The sequence below is a fragment of the Aeromonas sp. sia0103 genome (assembly GCF_963895295.1).
Taxonomy (GTDB): domain Bacteria; phylum Pseudomonadota; class Gammaproteobacteria; order Enterobacterales; family Aeromonadaceae; genus Aeromonas; species Aeromonas encheleia.
The window spans coordinates 511,103-526,661 of record NZ_CAWQKG010000022.1; the positions used below are offsets into that span (position 1 = coordinate 511,103).

Below are 15,559 nucleotides of genomic sequence, written 5' to 3' on the forward strand. Positions count from 1 at the left end.
CCCCCTCGAGTCATCAGACCACTCATATCGGCGCCCGCGCGGCCGATACCGTCCGGCAATGGGCGGGTGTGTTGGCCCGGTTCGTCAGTTCAAGGAGTACCATGTTCAATCACAAACTTAAGGCGCAACTGCTGGCGTGCCAGAGCCGGCTCGACGAGCAGCAGGGCTTCGTCGAGGCCATTCAGCAGGGCATAGCGACCATCATCTTCACCCCGGACGGGGCGATCCTGGAGGCCAACGAGGCGTTCTTGAGCCTGATGGGGTACGGGGCGGCCGAGTTGCAGGGGCAGCATCACACTCTGTTCTGCCGTCCGCAGGCGTCCCGCTCGGCGGACTATCAGCAGTTCTGGACCCGGCTCCGGCAGGGGCAGGCCCAGTCCGGCCTCTTCGAGCGCATCGATCACAAGGGTGAGACGCGCTGGCTGGAGGCGAGCTATTTCCCGGTGAAGCAGCAGGGCAGGGTGACCCGGGTGATCAAGCTGGCCACCGACATGACGGCCCGGCAGCAGCACCTGCAACGCCAGGAGGCGCTGGCCCAGGCGCTGGACAGATCCCAGGCGATGATAGAGTTCACCCCGAGCGGCGACATCATCACCGCCAATGCGAACTTCCTCGCCTGCATGGGGTACGGCCTCGGCCAGTTGCAGGGCAAGCATCACCGGCTCTTCTGCGACGACGCCTTCTTGCGCGAGCAGCCGCACTTCTGGGAAGAGCTGGCCCGCGGCCAGTTCAAGTCCGGCCTCTTCAGGCGCTATGACAGCCGGGGCGAGGTCATCTGGCTGGAGGCCACCTACAACCCGATCCGGGACGAGGGCGGCAAGGTGGTCAGGGTGGTCAAGTTCGCCAGCGACATCACCACGCGCATCCACCAGAGCCATGCCACCCGGGAAGCGGCCCGGCTTGCCCACAGCACGGCGCAGGAGACCCTGCACAGCGCCGAGCAGGGGGCCGAGTTGCTGCGCGCCGTGGTCGATACCTCCTCCCTTATCGCCGGCCAGGTGGATCAGGCCATCACCCTCATCGGCCAGCTCAACGAGCAGTCCAGGCATATCGAGGCCATCGTCTCGACCATCAGCGCCATCGCCGATCAGACCAACCTGCTGGCGCTCAACGCGGCCATCGAGGCGGCGCGGGCGGGGTCGCAGGGACGGGGCTTCGCGGTGGTGGCCGACGAGGTGCGCCAGCTGGCGGCTCGCACCTCGTTGTCGACCGGTGAGATTGCCAAGGTGGTGCAGAAGAATCGCGAGCTGACCGCCAGGGTGACCGGCGACATGGCCGGGGTGGCGGGCAGCGCCGAGCTCGGCAAGCAGCAGATCGCCGGCGTCGATCGGCTGATGAGCGAGATCCGGCAGGAGGCGAACCGGGTCTCGGAGACGGTTTCCAGTCTATCCATCTGAGCCCGGCGGTTTGCCCCGCCGGCCCTTGCGACGGTATCTGGCGAGAGTGCCAAAAGTGTGAGCGGTCGAGCGGCGAAACTGAATCCTGGCTGTACCGCCCCTGCCTTGTGAATTGTCCCGCCCTGTCGGCTTGTTTAGGCTGCCGACTCCTTTTTTTGAGCGGGTAGAGAACGATGGCAGTACGACAGAAAGGCAGGGCAGCGGCCCTGTTGCTGGGGATGGTGGCGAGCATGGGGCTCAGCGGTTGCATGGGACAGATGGGGCTCTCCGCCATGCTGACCAAGGGCAACCTCAGCGTGGTGGACAATCGCTATGGCCGTGCCGGTGTCTTCGTGCTGCTCTCCCCCGTCTATGGCCTGGCGGCGACGGCGGATCTGTTCGTGTTCAACACCATAGAATTCTGGTCCGGCAAGAACCCCATCACCGGCAAGTCACCGGCGCTGGTGGATCAGAAGGCCGATGCGGTGATCAAGGTCAACCAGCATCTGGATCCGGCCCTCAACAAGGTGCCGCTGGCCATGCTGCCGCAAGGGGTGCGCGAGGTGAAGGTCAGCTATCCGGGCGAGCGCACGGCCCAGATGGAGATCCACTACATCGACGGTCGCAGCAGCATGATGCGCGGCGAGATGCGCGGCGAATTGCTGGACCTCTATCTCGACGACAAGCTGGTCTCGACCCTGACCCAGCAGCAGCTGGCAGAGATGACCCCGCAAGGACGCACCCTCGCCTGAGTGCCGGCGACCGGCAGGATGGACGGCACCTCAGGTGCCGTCAGTCAGCAGCAAAGCCCCGCCTCGGCGGGGCTTTTTCATGACAGCACGGAGGGCTGGTTGCAAGGCGGCGGCCGCCATTCCAGCGGGCGCAAATGGTGCTCTGTATGGCATTTATGTCATTAATTATTAAAAGGTTTGGCCTGAAATCGAGGTGAGGGGTTAATCTTGGTTGATTTACCCCGCTCCTGCGTCCCGGCTGGCGGTAAACAGACATGGACGGCCGGGGTCTGATCCTGATGTTACGGGATGGTGATATGAGAGTATCTGCTATGCGTCTGCGAGCCTTCATGAGCTCGCGCTTCTCCCGTCTGGCGGCCAGACGGGACCTGTTGTTGCTGGTGCTGCTGGTCCAGAGCGCCGTTACGGCGGGCTACCTCTATCTGGATCGCTACTGGATTGAAACCGGGGTGGTGCAGAATCTGAGAAACGTGTCGGCGATGCATCTGCGCAGCTTTGAACGGCTGCAGGAGATCCTGGATCATCGGCTCGGCTCGATTGGTACTGCCACCCTGGCCAGGCCGGCGCCGCAAGACAAGCAACTCCTGTTGCAACAGGAAGTGAAGCACCCCTGGCTGGATACCGTCGCCGTCCTGGATCCCGATGGCGGCATCCTGAGCATCGCATCCAGCATACCGCTGGCATCGATGCTGCCGCCGACCCTGTTGAAGACCGGCTCCTTCCTGCATTCACCCCGTTATCGGGCCTTCCATGAGAGCGGGGCCGACTCTTCCCTCTTCTTTGTGTCCAGTGACCAGGACAGCGAACAGGGGGGCGGGGGCATGGTGATGTTCAGAAAGATACAGTCTGCGGACGGGCAGTTGCTGGGCAGTGCCATCGGCTATCTCAGCCTGCAGAGCCTGTCAGCCTGGCTCAATACAGATGACACGCGCGGCTTCAACCTGGGGGAAAACGTGGTCCTTGCCATGTTTGACCAGCGCACGAGCAAGCTGCTGTATCGCTATGCGAATTCAGGTGCGCCTGCCGATGGGGTGGCGGGGTGGCAGGCCAGCCACAAACCTTCTTTTCAGGAGACCCAGCACGGGTCGGATGTGAAATTCTACCGCTCCACGGTGGACGGGGTGGAGCGGCTTGCGGTGTTGACCCCGCTGCACCTTGGGCAGTGGCAGCAAGTGGTGGCGGTGAGCAAGGCGGCGTACCTGTTCCACTGGTGGAATCAGGTGATCTTCTCAGTGGTGGCGTTGGCCTGTCTCTCCGTCCTGCAGTGGCTGCTGGTGGAATTCTTGCGCCAGAATCACCAGCAGCGCGAGTTGCTGAACCTGGTCCTCAACACCCTGGACGCCTATGTGTATTTCAAGACCAGCGAGCGGCGCTTCGTCTACGTCAACGCCAAGACCGCCGAGATGTTTGGCCTGCCGGCCGAGCAGATCATCGGACGCCTGGATCACGAAATCCTGACGCCGGAGGTGGCCGACCATTTCTGGCTCCTCGATAGCCAGGTGTTCGCCACGGGCAACAAGCAAAGCGGCAAGGAGGTCGCCACCACCCCGAGCGGGGAGACCCGTTACTACGAGTCGGTCAAGGTGCCGGTGCAACTGCCGGATCAACCCCTGGCGCTGATCGGTGTCTCCACCGACGTGACCGAATTGCATAACCAGACCATCGCCCGTGAAGCCGCCGAGCGGGAACTGGCGGCGCACAATCACTACCTCTATCTGAACAACCAGGTGCTGGAGCAGCTGGGCCATAACGTCCCCTTGTCCGAGGTGTTGGATGCCATGGTGCGCATCATCAATGCCTATCACCCCGGTGTGCTGGGCACCGTATTTCTGGTGGCTGACGATGGCACTGAGCTGGTCAACTGCGCCGCCCCTGACTTGCCTGATGAGTGGCGAAGCCCCACCGGGCGCATGCCTATCGCGGAGGGGAACGGCTCTGCGGTGGCGGCCGTGCTCCGTGGGGAGAGGGTGATTGCACAGGATGTTGCCACCGATCCCAGTTGGGCCGCGGTGCGCGACAAGGCGGTCGAGAGCGGGCTGCGCGCCGCCTGGGCCCAGCCCATCAAAAATGGGGATGGCCGGATCATCGGCGTATTCAACCTCTATCGGCGGGAACCCGCCGCCCCGGATGCCCATGATCTCGCCCTGCTGGCGGACTACGCCAGACTGGCGCAGCTGGCCATAGAGCGTTCGCGTCTGGCAGAGGCACTGCAGGAGAGTCAGGCCCTGTATCGCCTGATAGCGGAAAACAGCAACGATGTGATCTGGGTGATGCAATATCCCTCCATGCAATACAGCTACACCAGTCCCTCGGTCGAACGGCTGCGTGGCCTGACTCAGGAAGACATAGCCGCCCATCCTCTGCGCCACTGGTTGCCGCCACAGGCTGCCCGCGCGTGGAGCGAGGCGGTGGAGGATCACATCAGACGCATTGATGAGGGAGACCTGACGGCCCGCCACATCGAGATCGAACTGGAGGTCTGGCACAAGGACGGGAGCCTGGTCCCGGTCGAGGTCGTGGCCAACATCATGCTGGACGGTGAATCCAGACCGACCCACATCGTCGGCAGTTCCCGGGACATCACCCGGCGCAAGGCCGCCGAAGACGCCATTCGGAAGATGGCGTTCTACGACCAGCTGACCGGTCTGCCGAACCGCCGGATGCTGGAAGACAGGCTCAGCCTGCTGCTCGCGCTGGGGAGGCGGGAGCAACGCAAACTGTCGCTGCTGTTCATCGATCTGGACAGGTTCAAGGCGGTCAATGACCAGCACGGGCATGGGGCCGGAGACTGGTTGTTGAAGCAGGTCGCGTCACGGATGGGGGCCGTGTTGCGTGAATCCGATACGGCCTCGCGCATCGGTGGCGACGAGTTCGTCATCCTCCTGCCCGATGCCAGGAAGATGGAAGATGCCGTGTTTGTCGCGGAAAAGATCCGCAAGGTGCTCGACATGCCCTTTGTCATGGATGACGGCGTTGAGCTGGATATTTCGTCGAGCATAGGCGTGGTGATGTATCCAGACCAGGCAGACAATGAGCGGGATCTGTTGCACTTTGGCGACGAGGCCATGTACCGTGCCAAGCAGGGCGGCAGGAACGCGGTGGCGGTGTTTGGCGCTCAGACGCCATCCGCGGGTTCACCGGCAGGGCCTGCGGACAGGCCGACCTAGAGAGGGCGCAAGGGGCTGTTCAGGTCGTGAAATGCGTTCTGCCGTCCCCTCAGTCAATTGAAAAGAAAAGCCCCACCTCGGCGGGGCTTTTTCATGGCCGCGCCGAGGGCTTGTTGTAGGGCTGCAGCACCAGCCCCAGCAGGCGGTACAGGTGGCTGAGCTGCTCGATGAGCTGCACGTTGAGCCAGAGGTAGCCGCTGACGGTGGCCTCGGCATCGATGTTGAGCCGCACCTGGGCTTGAACTTGGGCCGCAGCCGCCTGCAAGCGGGCGATGGCCTGCTCGGCCGCGCGGGGATCCCCGCTCTTGAGCATGAGCGCGAGCTGGGTGATCACCTCCTCGGTGGCCTGCTGGCAGGCGCGCAATTGCGGGCTGCTCTGCATCAGGAAGTGGCTCTGGCGATCGGTCCAGTAGGTGTTGGCCAGCATCTCCAGGGTGCAGAAGGTGTTGCGCATCGTGGTCTGGATGGCCTCGAACAGGGTGCTGCTGAGGCGGGTCTCCTTGACGGCGGGAGTCAGCAAGGGGCGCAGGCTGACCATCTTGGAGAGCAGCTGGGAATGGCTGCGGGCCAGCTTGGGGCGCTCCAGGATGTTGGGGGAGAGGTGGGTGTGATAGAGGCGGTGTGCCTGCTGCAGGGTGTCGTGCATCTGCAGCCGCCAGTGGCTGTAGGCGCGCTGGGGATAGATGCTGCAGAACAACAGCGCCAGCACCGAGCCCAGGATCACGTCGCCGCTGCGCCAGAGCGCTGTCTCTATGTCCCCCGGCATGGCGCCCATGGTCACCGCCAGGGTGATGCCGATGAGCAGCCCCACGTAGGGACGCTTGCCGAGCGCCAGGTAGCCGCACAGGAACATGATGCCGCTGCACCAGATCAACATCAGCGGCATGGAGTAGAGCTCCAGATAGAGCGCCACTACCCCGCAGGCCGCACCGAAGATGGTGCCGACCACCCGTTGCAGGGCACGCGACAGCACGTTGCCCCAGAACGAGATGGGGCCCATCACCACCACCAGGGTGATGAGTGGCCAGGTGCTCTCCGGCAGCTTGAGCTCACGGGTCAGCAGGAAGGTGAGGGTGAAGGCCAGGGAGATGCGCAGGCCGTGAACCAGGCGGTAGCGACCATAGATCAGCAGATCTAAGCGGGAGAGCGGGGCGTTCAGGCGCAAGGGAATCGTCTCATGTCAGATTGATGTTCTCGTGTCGCCGCGCCGGCGTCACGGCATCCACCCCGCCAGCGGACGAACCCAGACCCGCTCGCCGGAGGCGATGGCCGGGCGGGAGGGATCGAGTTCGATCAGACAGTTGGCTGCGGGGAGGGCAGAAGGCATAAAAGCACTTGTCGGGCTGACCTGCAAGATGCCATTGGCATCCTGGCCGAGATGAGCGGGCAGATAGCCGTCACCCGCCGGGTTGGGGATAGCCGTCATGGCCAGGGCGCTGAGACGCAGTGGCTGCCGGATGAGAGCCTGGCTCGCCAGCAGGGCCGCCTGCGCCGGTGGCTGCTGGTCATGGTCAGCAATCCGGTCTTGATGGGGGCTGGCCCCTTGCCGCTCGCCCAGCCAGGCGCAGATAAAGTCGGCGATGGCGGGCAGCGCCTCGAAATCGAACTGGGGCAGGGTGGTGGCCTGGGGGCTGTCGCTCACCAGCGCCATCACCTCGCCATCCTCCGGAAACAGCAGTGGCCGACCGATGGCACTGCGATGCAGCTCTATCTTGGGGAAGTGCTCGTGCTTGAAGCCTTCGATCAGCAGCAGATCGAGCTGAGCCCAGTCGAAGCCGGCCAGCAGGGCGGAAAAGGGAGGCTCGCCGTCCGGGGTCTCGACGATGCGGGCGTGGCGCCGGCTCGAGGCCGCCATCACCTGCCGGGCGCCAGCCTTGCGCAGGCGATAGCTGTCCTTGCCCGGCTGATCCATGTCGAAATCGTGATGGGTGTGCTTGAGCACCCCGAGCCGCAGGCCGCGCTGGCCGAGCAGGGGGATGAGCCGCTCCAGCAAGGTGGTCTTGCCGGTGCCGCTCCAGGCGACGAAGCCGAGCAGCGGCAGTTGGGAGATCATGATCGCATCCCCCCCGCCAGCTCGTCAGCACCCAGCAGACGCGCCTCGTAGGCCGAGAGCTCGCGCGGATCGTTGAGATTGATGAAGGCGTCCGGCTGATCGGCAAAGTGCACCACCGCCATCCGGTGGCGGCCGAACCAGCAGGCTATCTTGCGCTCCCCCTCGGCCAGCGCCTGCTGCAGGGAGGGAAGCAGCGACTTGTGCAGCAGGGCGACCACGGGTTGCAGATGCTGGCCGTCATGGGCCACCACCAGCTCGGGGAGCAGTCCGGCCTCCGGCACCAGCGCGGCGCGAAAGCGGCGCATCAGATCCCGCGGCAGGCCGGGGCCGTCACAGGGCACGAACAGCACCCAGTCGTGGCGGGCGGCGGCCAGGCCGGCCTGCATGCCCGCCAGCGGGCCGAGGAAGTCATGGTTACCATCCTCGATGACGGGGGCTAGCTGCCGATAACGGGCCTGATTGCGGTTGGCGTTGATCAGCAGCTCGTCCACCTGGGGCCGCAGCCGCTCGATCACATGTTCGACGAGGGGCCTGCCCACCAGGGGCACCCAGCCCTTGTCCTCGCCCCCCATGCGGGTGGCGCGGCCACCGGCCAGGATCACGGCGGAGACGGGAAAGTGGTCACTCGGGGTTGCAGGATCTGGGGTCATGTCGCTCTGTCGGGTTCGGTGAGATGGATTCTGGCCGCGGGCTTGTTGCTGGCGCTATTGCCCTGTGCAGCGGCAAGGGGCCAAGGTTGCTGACCCTGGGCTCTAGGCCCGGCTCCGGCCGATCTTGCGCCAAGGGGGCCGGCAGGGCAATGGCATTTATAGCCGGATGATGCGCATCCCGCGGTGATCCAGGTCAATCTGATCCACCTTGAGTCCTTCGTTGTGCCTTGGTACGGCACGGCCCCTCGTTGCCGGGAGCCAGAGCAAGGAGAGAGCTAGTCGGCCTCATGCTCGGCCAGGATGTGCTCGATGCGGCTATCCGGTACCAACCAGATCAGGGCGGCCAGCACATAGATAAGCTGGGACAACCACTGGGCCCAGAAGGCGGCCAGGATGGCGCTGAAATAGAGCAGGGGAGAGATCTTGCCCTTCCAGTCAGTGCCGAGCGCCCGCTTGAGCAGTGAGTGCGGCCCCTGAGAGCGGATGATCAGCGCCTGCAGCAGGAAGTAGGCGATGGCGGCCATCAAGAGTACCAGGCCATAGAGGGCCGTCGGCAGGCTGGCGAAGTGGTTCTCCCCCATCCAGCCGGTGGCAAAGGGGATCAGGGAGAGCCAGAACAGCAGGTGCAGATTGGCCCAGAGGATGGGGCCGGTGATCTGGCGGCAGGTGTGCAGCATGTGGTGATGGTTGTTCCAGTAGATACCCAGGTAGATGAAGCTGAGGACATAGCTCAGGAACACCGGCAGCAGCGGGGTGAGCGCCTGCCAGTTGGCGTCGTGGGGCACCTTGAGCTCCAGCACCATGATGGTGATCAAGATGGCGATGACCCCATCGCTGAAGGCTTCCAGTCGAGTGCTTCCCATGATGACCTTCCTTGAGTCAGGTGCTCTGGTGTTGTGTGGCCGGCTCGGCAAGCCGAATAACGGGCGGCAGCTTGTCCATGGGTTAGCTTAGCCACAGGCAGGGGGATTGGCAGGGAGGAGGTCTGTGGGTCGGGGAGAAGGCCGGGGTGGGCGACTTTATGCCCGGCTTCACAAAATGGGTAAGGCAAAAGTTATATGATTGATTTCATTATGTGTCTCGCTTCTTCGCCGCAATGGCACTTCCCACGTATCAAAGAGAATGATTATGGCTACCGGACAATATCTGCTGTGGAAAGACGCACAGGGAGAGGACTTTCGCCCCGTTGCACTGACTGGCACCGATCTGCTCAACGATCGCAATCTCAACAAGGGCACCGCCTTTACCGAACAGGAGCGGGCCGACTTCGAGCTCGACGGCCTGCTGCCGCCCCAGGTGCAGACCTTCGAGGCCCAGCTGGATCGGGTCTATCAGGGCTTCCTGAGCGCCTGCAGCGACATCGAGAAGTATCAGAACCTGCGCGCCCTGCAGGATCGCAACGAGACCCTGTTCTACGCCCTGCTCTCCCGTCACGTGGAGGAGATGACCCCCATCATCTATACCCCGACCGTGGGCAAGGCGTGCCAGGAGTTCAGCCACCGCTACCAGAAGGCGCGCGGCCTCTACATCACCCCGAAGAACGTCGATGACATGGGCTCCCTGGCCCGCCACGTGGACAGCAAGTCGGTGCGCATCATAGTGGTGACCGACAGCCAGGGCATCCTGGGGATCGGCGATCAAGGGGTGGGCGGCATGGGCATCCCCATCGGCAAGCTCTCCCTCTATACCCTGGCGGCCGGCATCCATCCCGCTTGCTGCCTGCCCATAGCGCTGGACGTGGGCACCGACAATCAGACCCTGCTAGACGATCCCATGTATCTCGGTCAGCCCCATCGCCGCATTCGCGGCAAGGAGTATGACGACTTCATCGACAAGTTCGTGGCCGGGGTCAAGCGCCACTTCCCCAATGCCGTGCTGCAGTGGGAGGACTTCAGCAAGTCCAACGCCTTCAACAACCTGTCCCGCTACCAGCAGGCGCTGCCCTCGTTCAACGACGACATTCAGGGCACCGGAGCCGTGGTGCTGGCGGGCATCATAGGGGCGGTCAAGGCCAAGGGCGAGAGCCTGGGCCAGCAGCACTACCTGGTCTATGGCGCCGGTGCCGGCGGGGTCGGGGTGGCGGATCAGATCTGTGCGGGCATGATCCGCGAGGGGCTGGATCCACAGGCGGCGCGGGATCGCATCTATATCCTGGATACCCAGGGGCTGGTGTGTGACAACCGGGAGGGGCTGGACGAATACAAGCGCCGCTACGCCAAGCCGGGCCTGCTGCTGGCGCAGTGGGACTTGCAGGGCAAGGCTGGCCTGACCGAGGTGCTGCGCCATGTGCCTATCACCGTGCTGCTGGGTACCAGCGGGGCGGGTGGGGCCTTCCAGGAGCAGCACATCCAGATGATGCTGGCCCACTGCGATCGCCCCATGGTGTTCCCGCTCTCCAACCCGACCGCCAACTGCGAGGCGTTGCCGGAAGACATCTACCGCTGGAGCCAGGGCCGCGCCATCGTCGCCACCGGCAGCCCGTTCAAGGACGTGCACCACGAGGGGCGGGATTACCGCATCGGCCAGGGCAACAACGTCTTCATCTTCCCCGGCGTGGGCCTGGCCGCCATCGTCAGCCAGATCCGCGAGATCAGCCCCGACATCTTCACCACCGCCGCCTTCGCCCTTGCCGAGTGCGTGAGCGAGGCCGATCTGGCGCAGGGCTCGGTCTATCCACGGATCCGCGAACTGCGCAGCATCTCGGTACACGTGGCGACCGCCGTGCTCAAAGACATAGTGCGCCGGGATCCCTCCCACCCGCTGATCGGCCAGGATCTGCAGCAGCACATCCTGAGCCACATGTGGGAGCCGCTCTATCTGCCCTATCGCCGGGTCTGATCGGGTAAGGCGTTGACGAGAAGAGGGGATGGCCTGGCCATCCCCTCTTTCGTTGCGGTTCGCCAGGGCCCGCCATCCCTTGTCTCGCTTGGCCCTGTCGGCAAAAGTTCGGGTTGGCGTTCAATATTTGAACCCGTTGCCGCCCTCATCAATAAGCGGAGCTGGAAAAACGTTTGGCGTCGACCATAAAAGTGCGTAAAATCGCGTATTCGATGCTTGTAGCAACGAATCCCGCCTAAAAAGCCAGTTTCATGCCCTCCCCAAGCAGTAAAAGGTAACAAATGACGCCTTTTTGCGCATTTCACGCCTTGAAAATGTGTTGTGATGACTGAAAAGTGTCAATTATTCCTGTCAGTCATCAAAAAATTAAGGACACCCATGTTTTCCTTGGTCAAGCAAAGTGTCGCCGGGCTGCAAATTCTGTTTGTCGCCTTCGGTGCCATGGTTCTGGTGCCCCTGCTCACCGGATTGAACCCCTCCATGGCCCTGCTTGGCGCCGGTGTAGGCACCCTGCTGTTCCAGCTCTGCACCCGTCGTCAGGTGCCGATCTTCCTCGGCTCCAGCTTCGCCTTCATCGCCCCCATCATCTACGCCACCCAGACCTGGGGACTGCCGTCCACCATGTTCGGTCTGTTTGCCGCCGGCTTCATGTACTTCATCCTGGCGGCGCTGATCCGCGTGCGGGGCATGGGCTTCGTGCACAAGCTGCTGCCACCCGTGGTGATTGGCCCGGTGATCATGGTGATCGGTCTGTCGGTCGCCCAGGTCGCCTGCAACATGGCGATGGGTCGGGCCGGAGGTGAGCAGGTGGTGGCGCCTGCCACCGCGCTGACCCTGGCGGGGATCTCCCTGGCGGTGACCCTGATCGCGGCCGTGTTCTGCAAAGGCTGGATCAAGCTCATCCCCATCCTCTCCGGCGTCATCGCCGGTTATGTGGCCGCGGTGCTGATGGGCCAGGTGAGCTTCGAGGGCATGGCCAACGCCCCCTGGCTGGCGCTGCCTCACTTCGAGACCCCGGAGATCAACTGGGCCGCCGCCCTGTTCATGCTGCCGGTGGCCATAGCCCCCTGCATCGAACACATAGGTGGCGTGCTCGCCATCGGTGGTGTGACCGGGCAGGACTACACCAAGAATCCGGGCCTGCACCGCACCCTGGCCGGTGACGGCATCGGGGTCTGCTTCGCCGGCTTCATCGGTGGCCCGCCCGTCACCACCTACGCCGAAGTGACCGGCGCCGTGATGATCACCCGCAACTTCAACCCGGTCACCATGACCTGGGCCGCGGTGTTCGCCGTCATCCTGGCCTTCTTCGGCAAGTTCAACGCCCTGCTCACCTCCATCCCCATGCCGGTGATGGGCGGCATCATGCTGCTGCTGTTCGGATCCATCGCCGCCATCGGCCTCAAGACGCTGGTGGAGTCCAAGGTGGATCTGGGCCTCGCCCGCAACATCGCCATCGTCGCCGTGACCCTGACCGTGGGTGTCGGCGCGCTGGAGATGAAGATAGGTGACTTCGCCCTGGCGGGCGTGGGTCTGGCCTCGGTGGCCGCGATCCTGCTCAACCTGATCCTGCCCGCTCACTCCGAAGAGGGCGTGATGGACGCCGCCAAGGATTAAGCGACGGCGCCTCGCCAAGGGTTAGCAACCAAGAGGCCACCTTAGGGTGGCCTCTCTCTATTTCTGCTCAACCTGATCCTGCCCGCGCACTCCGAAGAGGGCGTGATGGACGCCGCCAAGGATTAAGCGACGGCGTCTCGCCAAGGGTTAGCAGCCAAGAGGCCACCTTAGGGTGGCCTCTCTTTTTTGGCTCGGTTTTATCCTATCCGGCTTATCTCTGTTCGGTGGTCTGCCGCAAGAGGGCAACGCTGGAGTCCCGATGCACGGCCCGGGAGCCTGGCGACTACAATCATGGGCGTCGTTCACGATCGAGGAGATGGCGATGAAGAAGGCATGGATCCTGGCCCTGCTCGGGCTGATATGGAGTGGGGCCAGTCAGGCTGGCGCGGTGCGTTACGACATCGATGGCCAGTCATTCGAGGGCTACTACCTGGCCGCCGGCCCCAAGGCGCCGCTGGTGCTGCTGGTGCATGACTGGGACGGTCTGACGGACTATGAGGTCAAGCGAGCCGAGATGCTGGCGGCGCTCGGTTACAGCGTGTTTGCGGTGGACCTGTACGGGGTCGGAGTGCGGCCGACGGCCATGGAAGAGAAGAAGAAGCTCACCGGGGCTCTCTATCAGGACAGGCCGAGGATGCGCAAGCTGCTGGCGGGGGCGTTGGCCGAGGCGGGCAAGCTGGGCGGGCGGCTCGATAACACTGTGGCGCTCGGTTACTGCTTCGGCGGGGCGGCTGTGCTGGAGCTGGCCCGCAGCGGCGCCGAGCTCAAGGGGGTGGTGAGCGTGCACGGCGGGCTGGAGACGCCGGCCGGCCAAGACTACAAGCAGACCAAGGCGAGCCTGCTGATCCAGCATGGCAGCGCGGATCAGGCGGTGTCGCTTGGCCAGTTTGCCGGGCTCATCTCCGAGTTGGAGAGCGCGGGCATCAAGCATGAGGCCATCAGCTACGGCGGGGCCCCCCACGCCTTCAGCGTGTTCGGCTCGGAGAATTACCGCGCCGATGCCGATGCCAAATCCTGGCAGCGCTTCACCGAGTTTCTCGGCGAGGTGACCAAGGGGTAGGGCGGCCGGTGGCAGGCAGGGCCAGATTGGGCCGCCATGTCACTAACGCCTTGTATCTGTGTCGGTTTGTCGCGCCTGCCCGCCTGGGTGCCGGCGGGCGGGTCAGCAGAAGTTCAGTGGAAGCTGGTTATACTGACCCAATGAGGTACTTGTATCCGGTGAGAGCCCATGGGCGACGGAGTCTGAGCACCGATAGTGGGTCACTGGGATTACCTCTGACTTGTCCAGGAGCGGGAGATGGCCTGTCATACAAGGCGACATCCATCACCGCAGTTACATACAAAGGAGTAATGACATGCGTGACTTGCGTCTATGGAGCCCGATTTTCATCATATTGCTGCTGGTGGGTTGTGCCAAGGGAGACAACCCTGCCGAGCAGCGCAGCAACATTCAGCAGATGCGTCAACAGACGCTGTCCACGCTGTATGGGCAGAATCCGAACATCAGACAGGAAGTGGCAAGATCCAAGGGCTATGCCGTCTTTAACAATGTGAACAATAACCTGCTGGTGCTCAGCGCGGGGAGTGGCTATGGCGTACTGCGTGACAACCGCACCGGTCGTGACACCTATATGAAGATGGCGACTGCCGGGATGGGGATCGGCATGGGGATCAAGAAATTCCAGGCCGTGATCATCTTCAACGATACCGCCGCACTGGATCGCTTCATCACCACGGGCTTCGATGCCAGCGCCCAGGCGGACATGGCCGCCAAATCGGCCAACGATGGCAAGGTGGTGGTCAGCGAGGCGGCCAACGCCGATTTCCAGAAGGTGAAGATGTATCAGCTCACCGAGAAGGGGGTCGCGGTGCAGGCCACCATGCAGGGTTACAAGTACTGGCCGGATGATGAGCTCAACGGCACCAAATAATCTCCGCTCGGCTTGATACAACGAAGGCGCGGTGCTCCAACGAGCACCGCGCCTTGTCATTCATGGCTCTCTATTCCCTCTCGACAGACGCCCTTAGCGGGCTTCGCCCTCCAGCGCCAGCACTCTCACCCACATGGCTCCTTCCCCCACGGGTTGGCGGGTTGAGAGGCTGAGCTGGCCCGTCTGTGCCGCGATGCGGTGCACGGCCAGGCTGTGGGACGTCTGCCCGGCGGCGATCAGATAGTGGCCGCTGTGGTCGATGGCAAAACCACGGGGGCAGGATTCGGTCGGGAAGTGATCGAGCAGGGTCAGGGCGCCGTCTCCTTCGTCGATCCCGAACAGGGTCAGCAGGCTGCTGGCGCGCTCGCTGGTATAGAGAAAACGCCCGTCTGGGCTGAGGTGGATATCCGCCCCCCAACGCTCCCCTTCATAGCCTGCCGGCATGATGTCCAGGCTCTCCCGCGCACTGATGCGACCATCCGGCTCCCGGTGATAGCGGTTGAGGGTGCAGTCGAGCTCGTTCAGGCAGTAGAGATCGCCATTGGTCGGGTGCAGCGCCAGATGGCGCGGCCCGGCACCGGCGGCGGTGTGGAGGTCGCCTAGTGGATGGGGGCTCAGCCTGTCCTGGTCGTCCAGGGCGAAGCGGCGGATGGCGTCGTCCTTGAGGCAGGCGACCAGCAGCTCCTGATGGCCTTGCTTGTCGTGCAGCAGGGTCACCGAGTGGGCGGCCATCAGCTTATCGATGCGCTGATGGGGTGCCAGCACCCGACCGGCGACGTCCATGCGCGAGATGCTGACGTGGTTGAAGGCGTAGGAGGCGGCGAAGAACAGCTTGCCCCGTGCGTCGGTGCAGGTGTGGGAGGCGCTGCCCGAGAGCGGCGCCGAGGCGGGCGTCCCGAGCCGACCGTCCGCCGCTATGGGGTAGCTCAGCACCCTGAAGTCGGGCCGCACACCAGCATAGAGCCAGCGCTTGTCCGTGCTGATGACCAGCGGCTGCACTTCACCCCCGGTCTGGACTTCTTGCAGCGGGACCAGTTCATTGTCCTGCAGCTGAAAGACATGGATCAACCCGCTGACCGGGTTGGCGACATAAACGACTTGCTGCATTGCTCGCTCCTGAAAGTGAGGGGGGCCCGCGTCGGCCACCCGTCACGGGGAAAGGGGTCTGGAAGGAT

At 63.6% G+C, this 15,559-nt stretch carries 11 protein-coding genes and 1 pseudogene; 7 read left to right on the plus strand and 5 right to left on the minus strand.

Annotated features, from left to right (window positions below; translation table 11 throughout):
• Positions 1 to 101: 101 nt before the first annotated feature.
• The 3 genes from AACW18_RS10755 (at position 102) to AACW18_RS10765 (ending at position 5,295) form a co-directional block, all read left to right on the plus strand.
• A complete protein-coding gene (locus tag AACW18_RS10755) occupies positions 102 to 1,397 on the plus strand; it encodes a methyl-accepting chemotaxis protein (RefSeq protein WP_218388624.1) in 1,296 nt (431 codons plus the stop codon).
• 173 nt (positions 1,398 to 1,570) lie between these two features.
• Complete coding sequence (locus AACW18_RS10760; protein WP_218388625.1) at positions 1,571 to 2,128, plus strand: DUF3332 domain-containing protein; 558 nt, start codon at positions 1,571 to 1,573, stop codon at positions 2,126 to 2,128.
• Between the two features lie 296 nt (positions 2,129 to 2,424).
• On the plus strand, positions 2,425 to 5,295 hold the full coding sequence (locus AACW18_RS10765; RefSeq protein WP_218388626.1) for a diguanylate cyclase: 2,871 nt from the start codon (positions 2,425 to 2,427) through the stop codon (positions 5,293 to 5,295).
• 91 nt (positions 5,296 to 5,386) lie between these two features.
• Here AACW18_RS10765 and AACW18_RS10770 read toward each other — a convergent pair whose 3' ends face one another.
• From AACW18_RS10770 to AACW18_RS10785, 4 genes and pseudogenes are all read right to left on the minus strand, one after another.
• Positions 5,387 to 6,460 (minus strand): FUSC family protein, encoded by a 1,074-nt coding sequence (locus AACW18_RS10770; protein WP_218388627.1) that lies wholly within the window; start codon positions 6,458 to 6,460, stop codon positions 5,387 to 5,389.
• A 378-nt stretch (positions 6,461 to 6,838) separates the two neighbouring features.
• Positions 6,839 to 7,348: pseudogene (mobB, locus tag AACW18_RS10775) on the minus strand (molybdopterin-guanine dinucleotide biosynthesis protein B); the annotation flags it as partial.
• Complete coding sequence (gene mobA, locus AACW18_RS10780) at positions 7,345 to 7,998, minus strand: molybdenum cofactor guanylyltransferase MobA (protein ID WP_218388629.1); 654 nt, start codon at positions 7,996 to 7,998, stop codon at positions 7,345 to 7,347. The gene mobA and the pseudogene mobB, both read right to left, overlap by 4 nt.
• A 275-nt stretch (positions 7,999 to 8,273) precedes the next feature.
• A complete protein-coding gene (locus tag AACW18_RS10785; protein ID WP_042653892.1) occupies positions 8,274 to 8,861 on the minus strand; it encodes a TMEM175 family protein in 588 nt (195 codons plus the stop codon).
• Positions 8,862 to 9,126: 265 nt separating this feature from the next.
• On the opposite strand from AACW18_RS10785, the gene AACW18_RS10790 reads away from it, so the two are divergent.
• The 4 genes from AACW18_RS10790 to AACW18_RS10805 all read left to right on the plus strand — a co-directional run bounded on the left by AACW18_RS10790 (position 9,127) and on the right by AACW18_RS10805 (position 14,384).
• The gene (locus AACW18_RS10790) at positions 9,127 to 10,836 is read left to right on the plus strand and encodes an NAD-dependent malic enzyme (protein ID WP_218388630.1); all 1,710 of its coding nucleotides are present in this window, start codon (positions 9,127 to 9,129) and stop codon (positions 10,834 to 10,836) included.
• 378 nt (positions 10,837 to 11,214) lie between these two features.
• Positions 11,215 to 12,453: a uracil-xanthine permease family protein gene (locus tag AACW18_RS10795; protein ID WP_042653890.1), complete on the plus strand. Its 1,239-nt coding sequence runs from the start codon at positions 11,215 to 11,217 to the stop codon at positions 12,451 to 12,453.
• A gap of 322 nt (positions 12,454 to 12,775) precedes the next feature.
• Positions 12,776 to 13,513, plus strand: coding sequence for a dienelactone hydrolase family protein (locus AACW18_RS10800; RefSeq protein ID WP_218388631.1), 738 nt, complete (start codon positions 12,776 to 12,778; stop codon positions 13,511 to 13,513).
• 295 nt (positions 13,514 to 13,808) lie between these two features.
• On the plus strand, positions 13,809 to 14,384 hold the full coding sequence (locus AACW18_RS10805) for a lipid-binding SYLF domain-containing protein (protein ID WP_252994762.1): 576 nt from the start codon (positions 13,809 to 13,811) through the stop codon (positions 14,382 to 14,384).
• Positions 14,385 to 14,477: 93 nt separating this feature from the next.
• Here the strand turns inward: AACW18_RS10805 and pgl are convergent, their stop codons facing one another.
• On the minus strand, positions 14,478 to 15,491 hold the full coding sequence (pgl, locus tag AACW18_RS10810; protein ID WP_218388632.1) for a 6-phosphogluconolactonase: 1,014 nt from the start codon (positions 15,489 to 15,491) through the stop codon (positions 14,478 to 14,480).
• Positions 15,492 to 15,559: the final 68 nt, after the last annotated feature.

Excerpts from the sequence above, each read along its gene's own strand:
- AACW18_RS10765 (WP_218388626.1), top strand. The coding sequence starts at position 2,425 with ATGAGAGTATCTGCTATGCGTCTGCGAGCCTTCATGAGCTCGCGCTTC.
- pgl (WP_218388632.1), bottom strand. The coding sequence starts at position 15,491 with ATGCAGCAAGTCGTTTATGTCGCCAACCCGGTCAGCGGGTTGATCCAT.
- AACW18_RS10795 (WP_042653890.1), top strand. The coding sequence starts at position 11,215 with ATGTTTTCCTTGGTCAAGCAAAGTGTCGCCGGGCTGCAAATTCTGTTT.
- mobA (WP_218388629.1), bottom strand. The coding sequence starts at position 7,998 with ATGACCCCAGATCCTGCAACCCCGAGTGACCACTTTCCCGTCTCCGCC.
- AACW18_RS10760 (WP_218388625.1), top strand. The coding sequence starts at position 1,571 with ATGGCAGTACGACAGAAAGGCAGGGCAGCGGCCCTGTTGCTGGGGATG.
- AACW18_RS10790 (WP_218388630.1), top strand. The coding sequence starts at position 9,127 with ATGGCTACCGGACAATATCTGCTGTGGAAAGACGCACAGGGAGAGGAC.
- AACW18_RS10755 (WP_218388624.1), top strand. The coding sequence starts at position 102 with ATGTTCAATCACAAACTTAAGGCGCAACTGCTGGCGTGCCAGAGCCGG.
- AACW18_RS10785 (WP_042653892.1), bottom strand. The coding sequence starts at position 8,861 with ATGGGAAGCACTCGACTGGAAGCCTTCAGCGATGGGGTCATCGCCATC.
- AACW18_RS10800 (WP_218388631.1), top strand. The coding sequence starts at position 12,776 with ATGAAGAAGGCATGGATCCTGGCCCTGCTCGGGCTGATATGGAGTGGG.
- AACW18_RS10805 (WP_252994762.1), top strand. The coding sequence starts at position 13,809 with ATGCGTGACTTGCGTCTATGGAGCCCGATTTTCATCATATTGCTGCTG.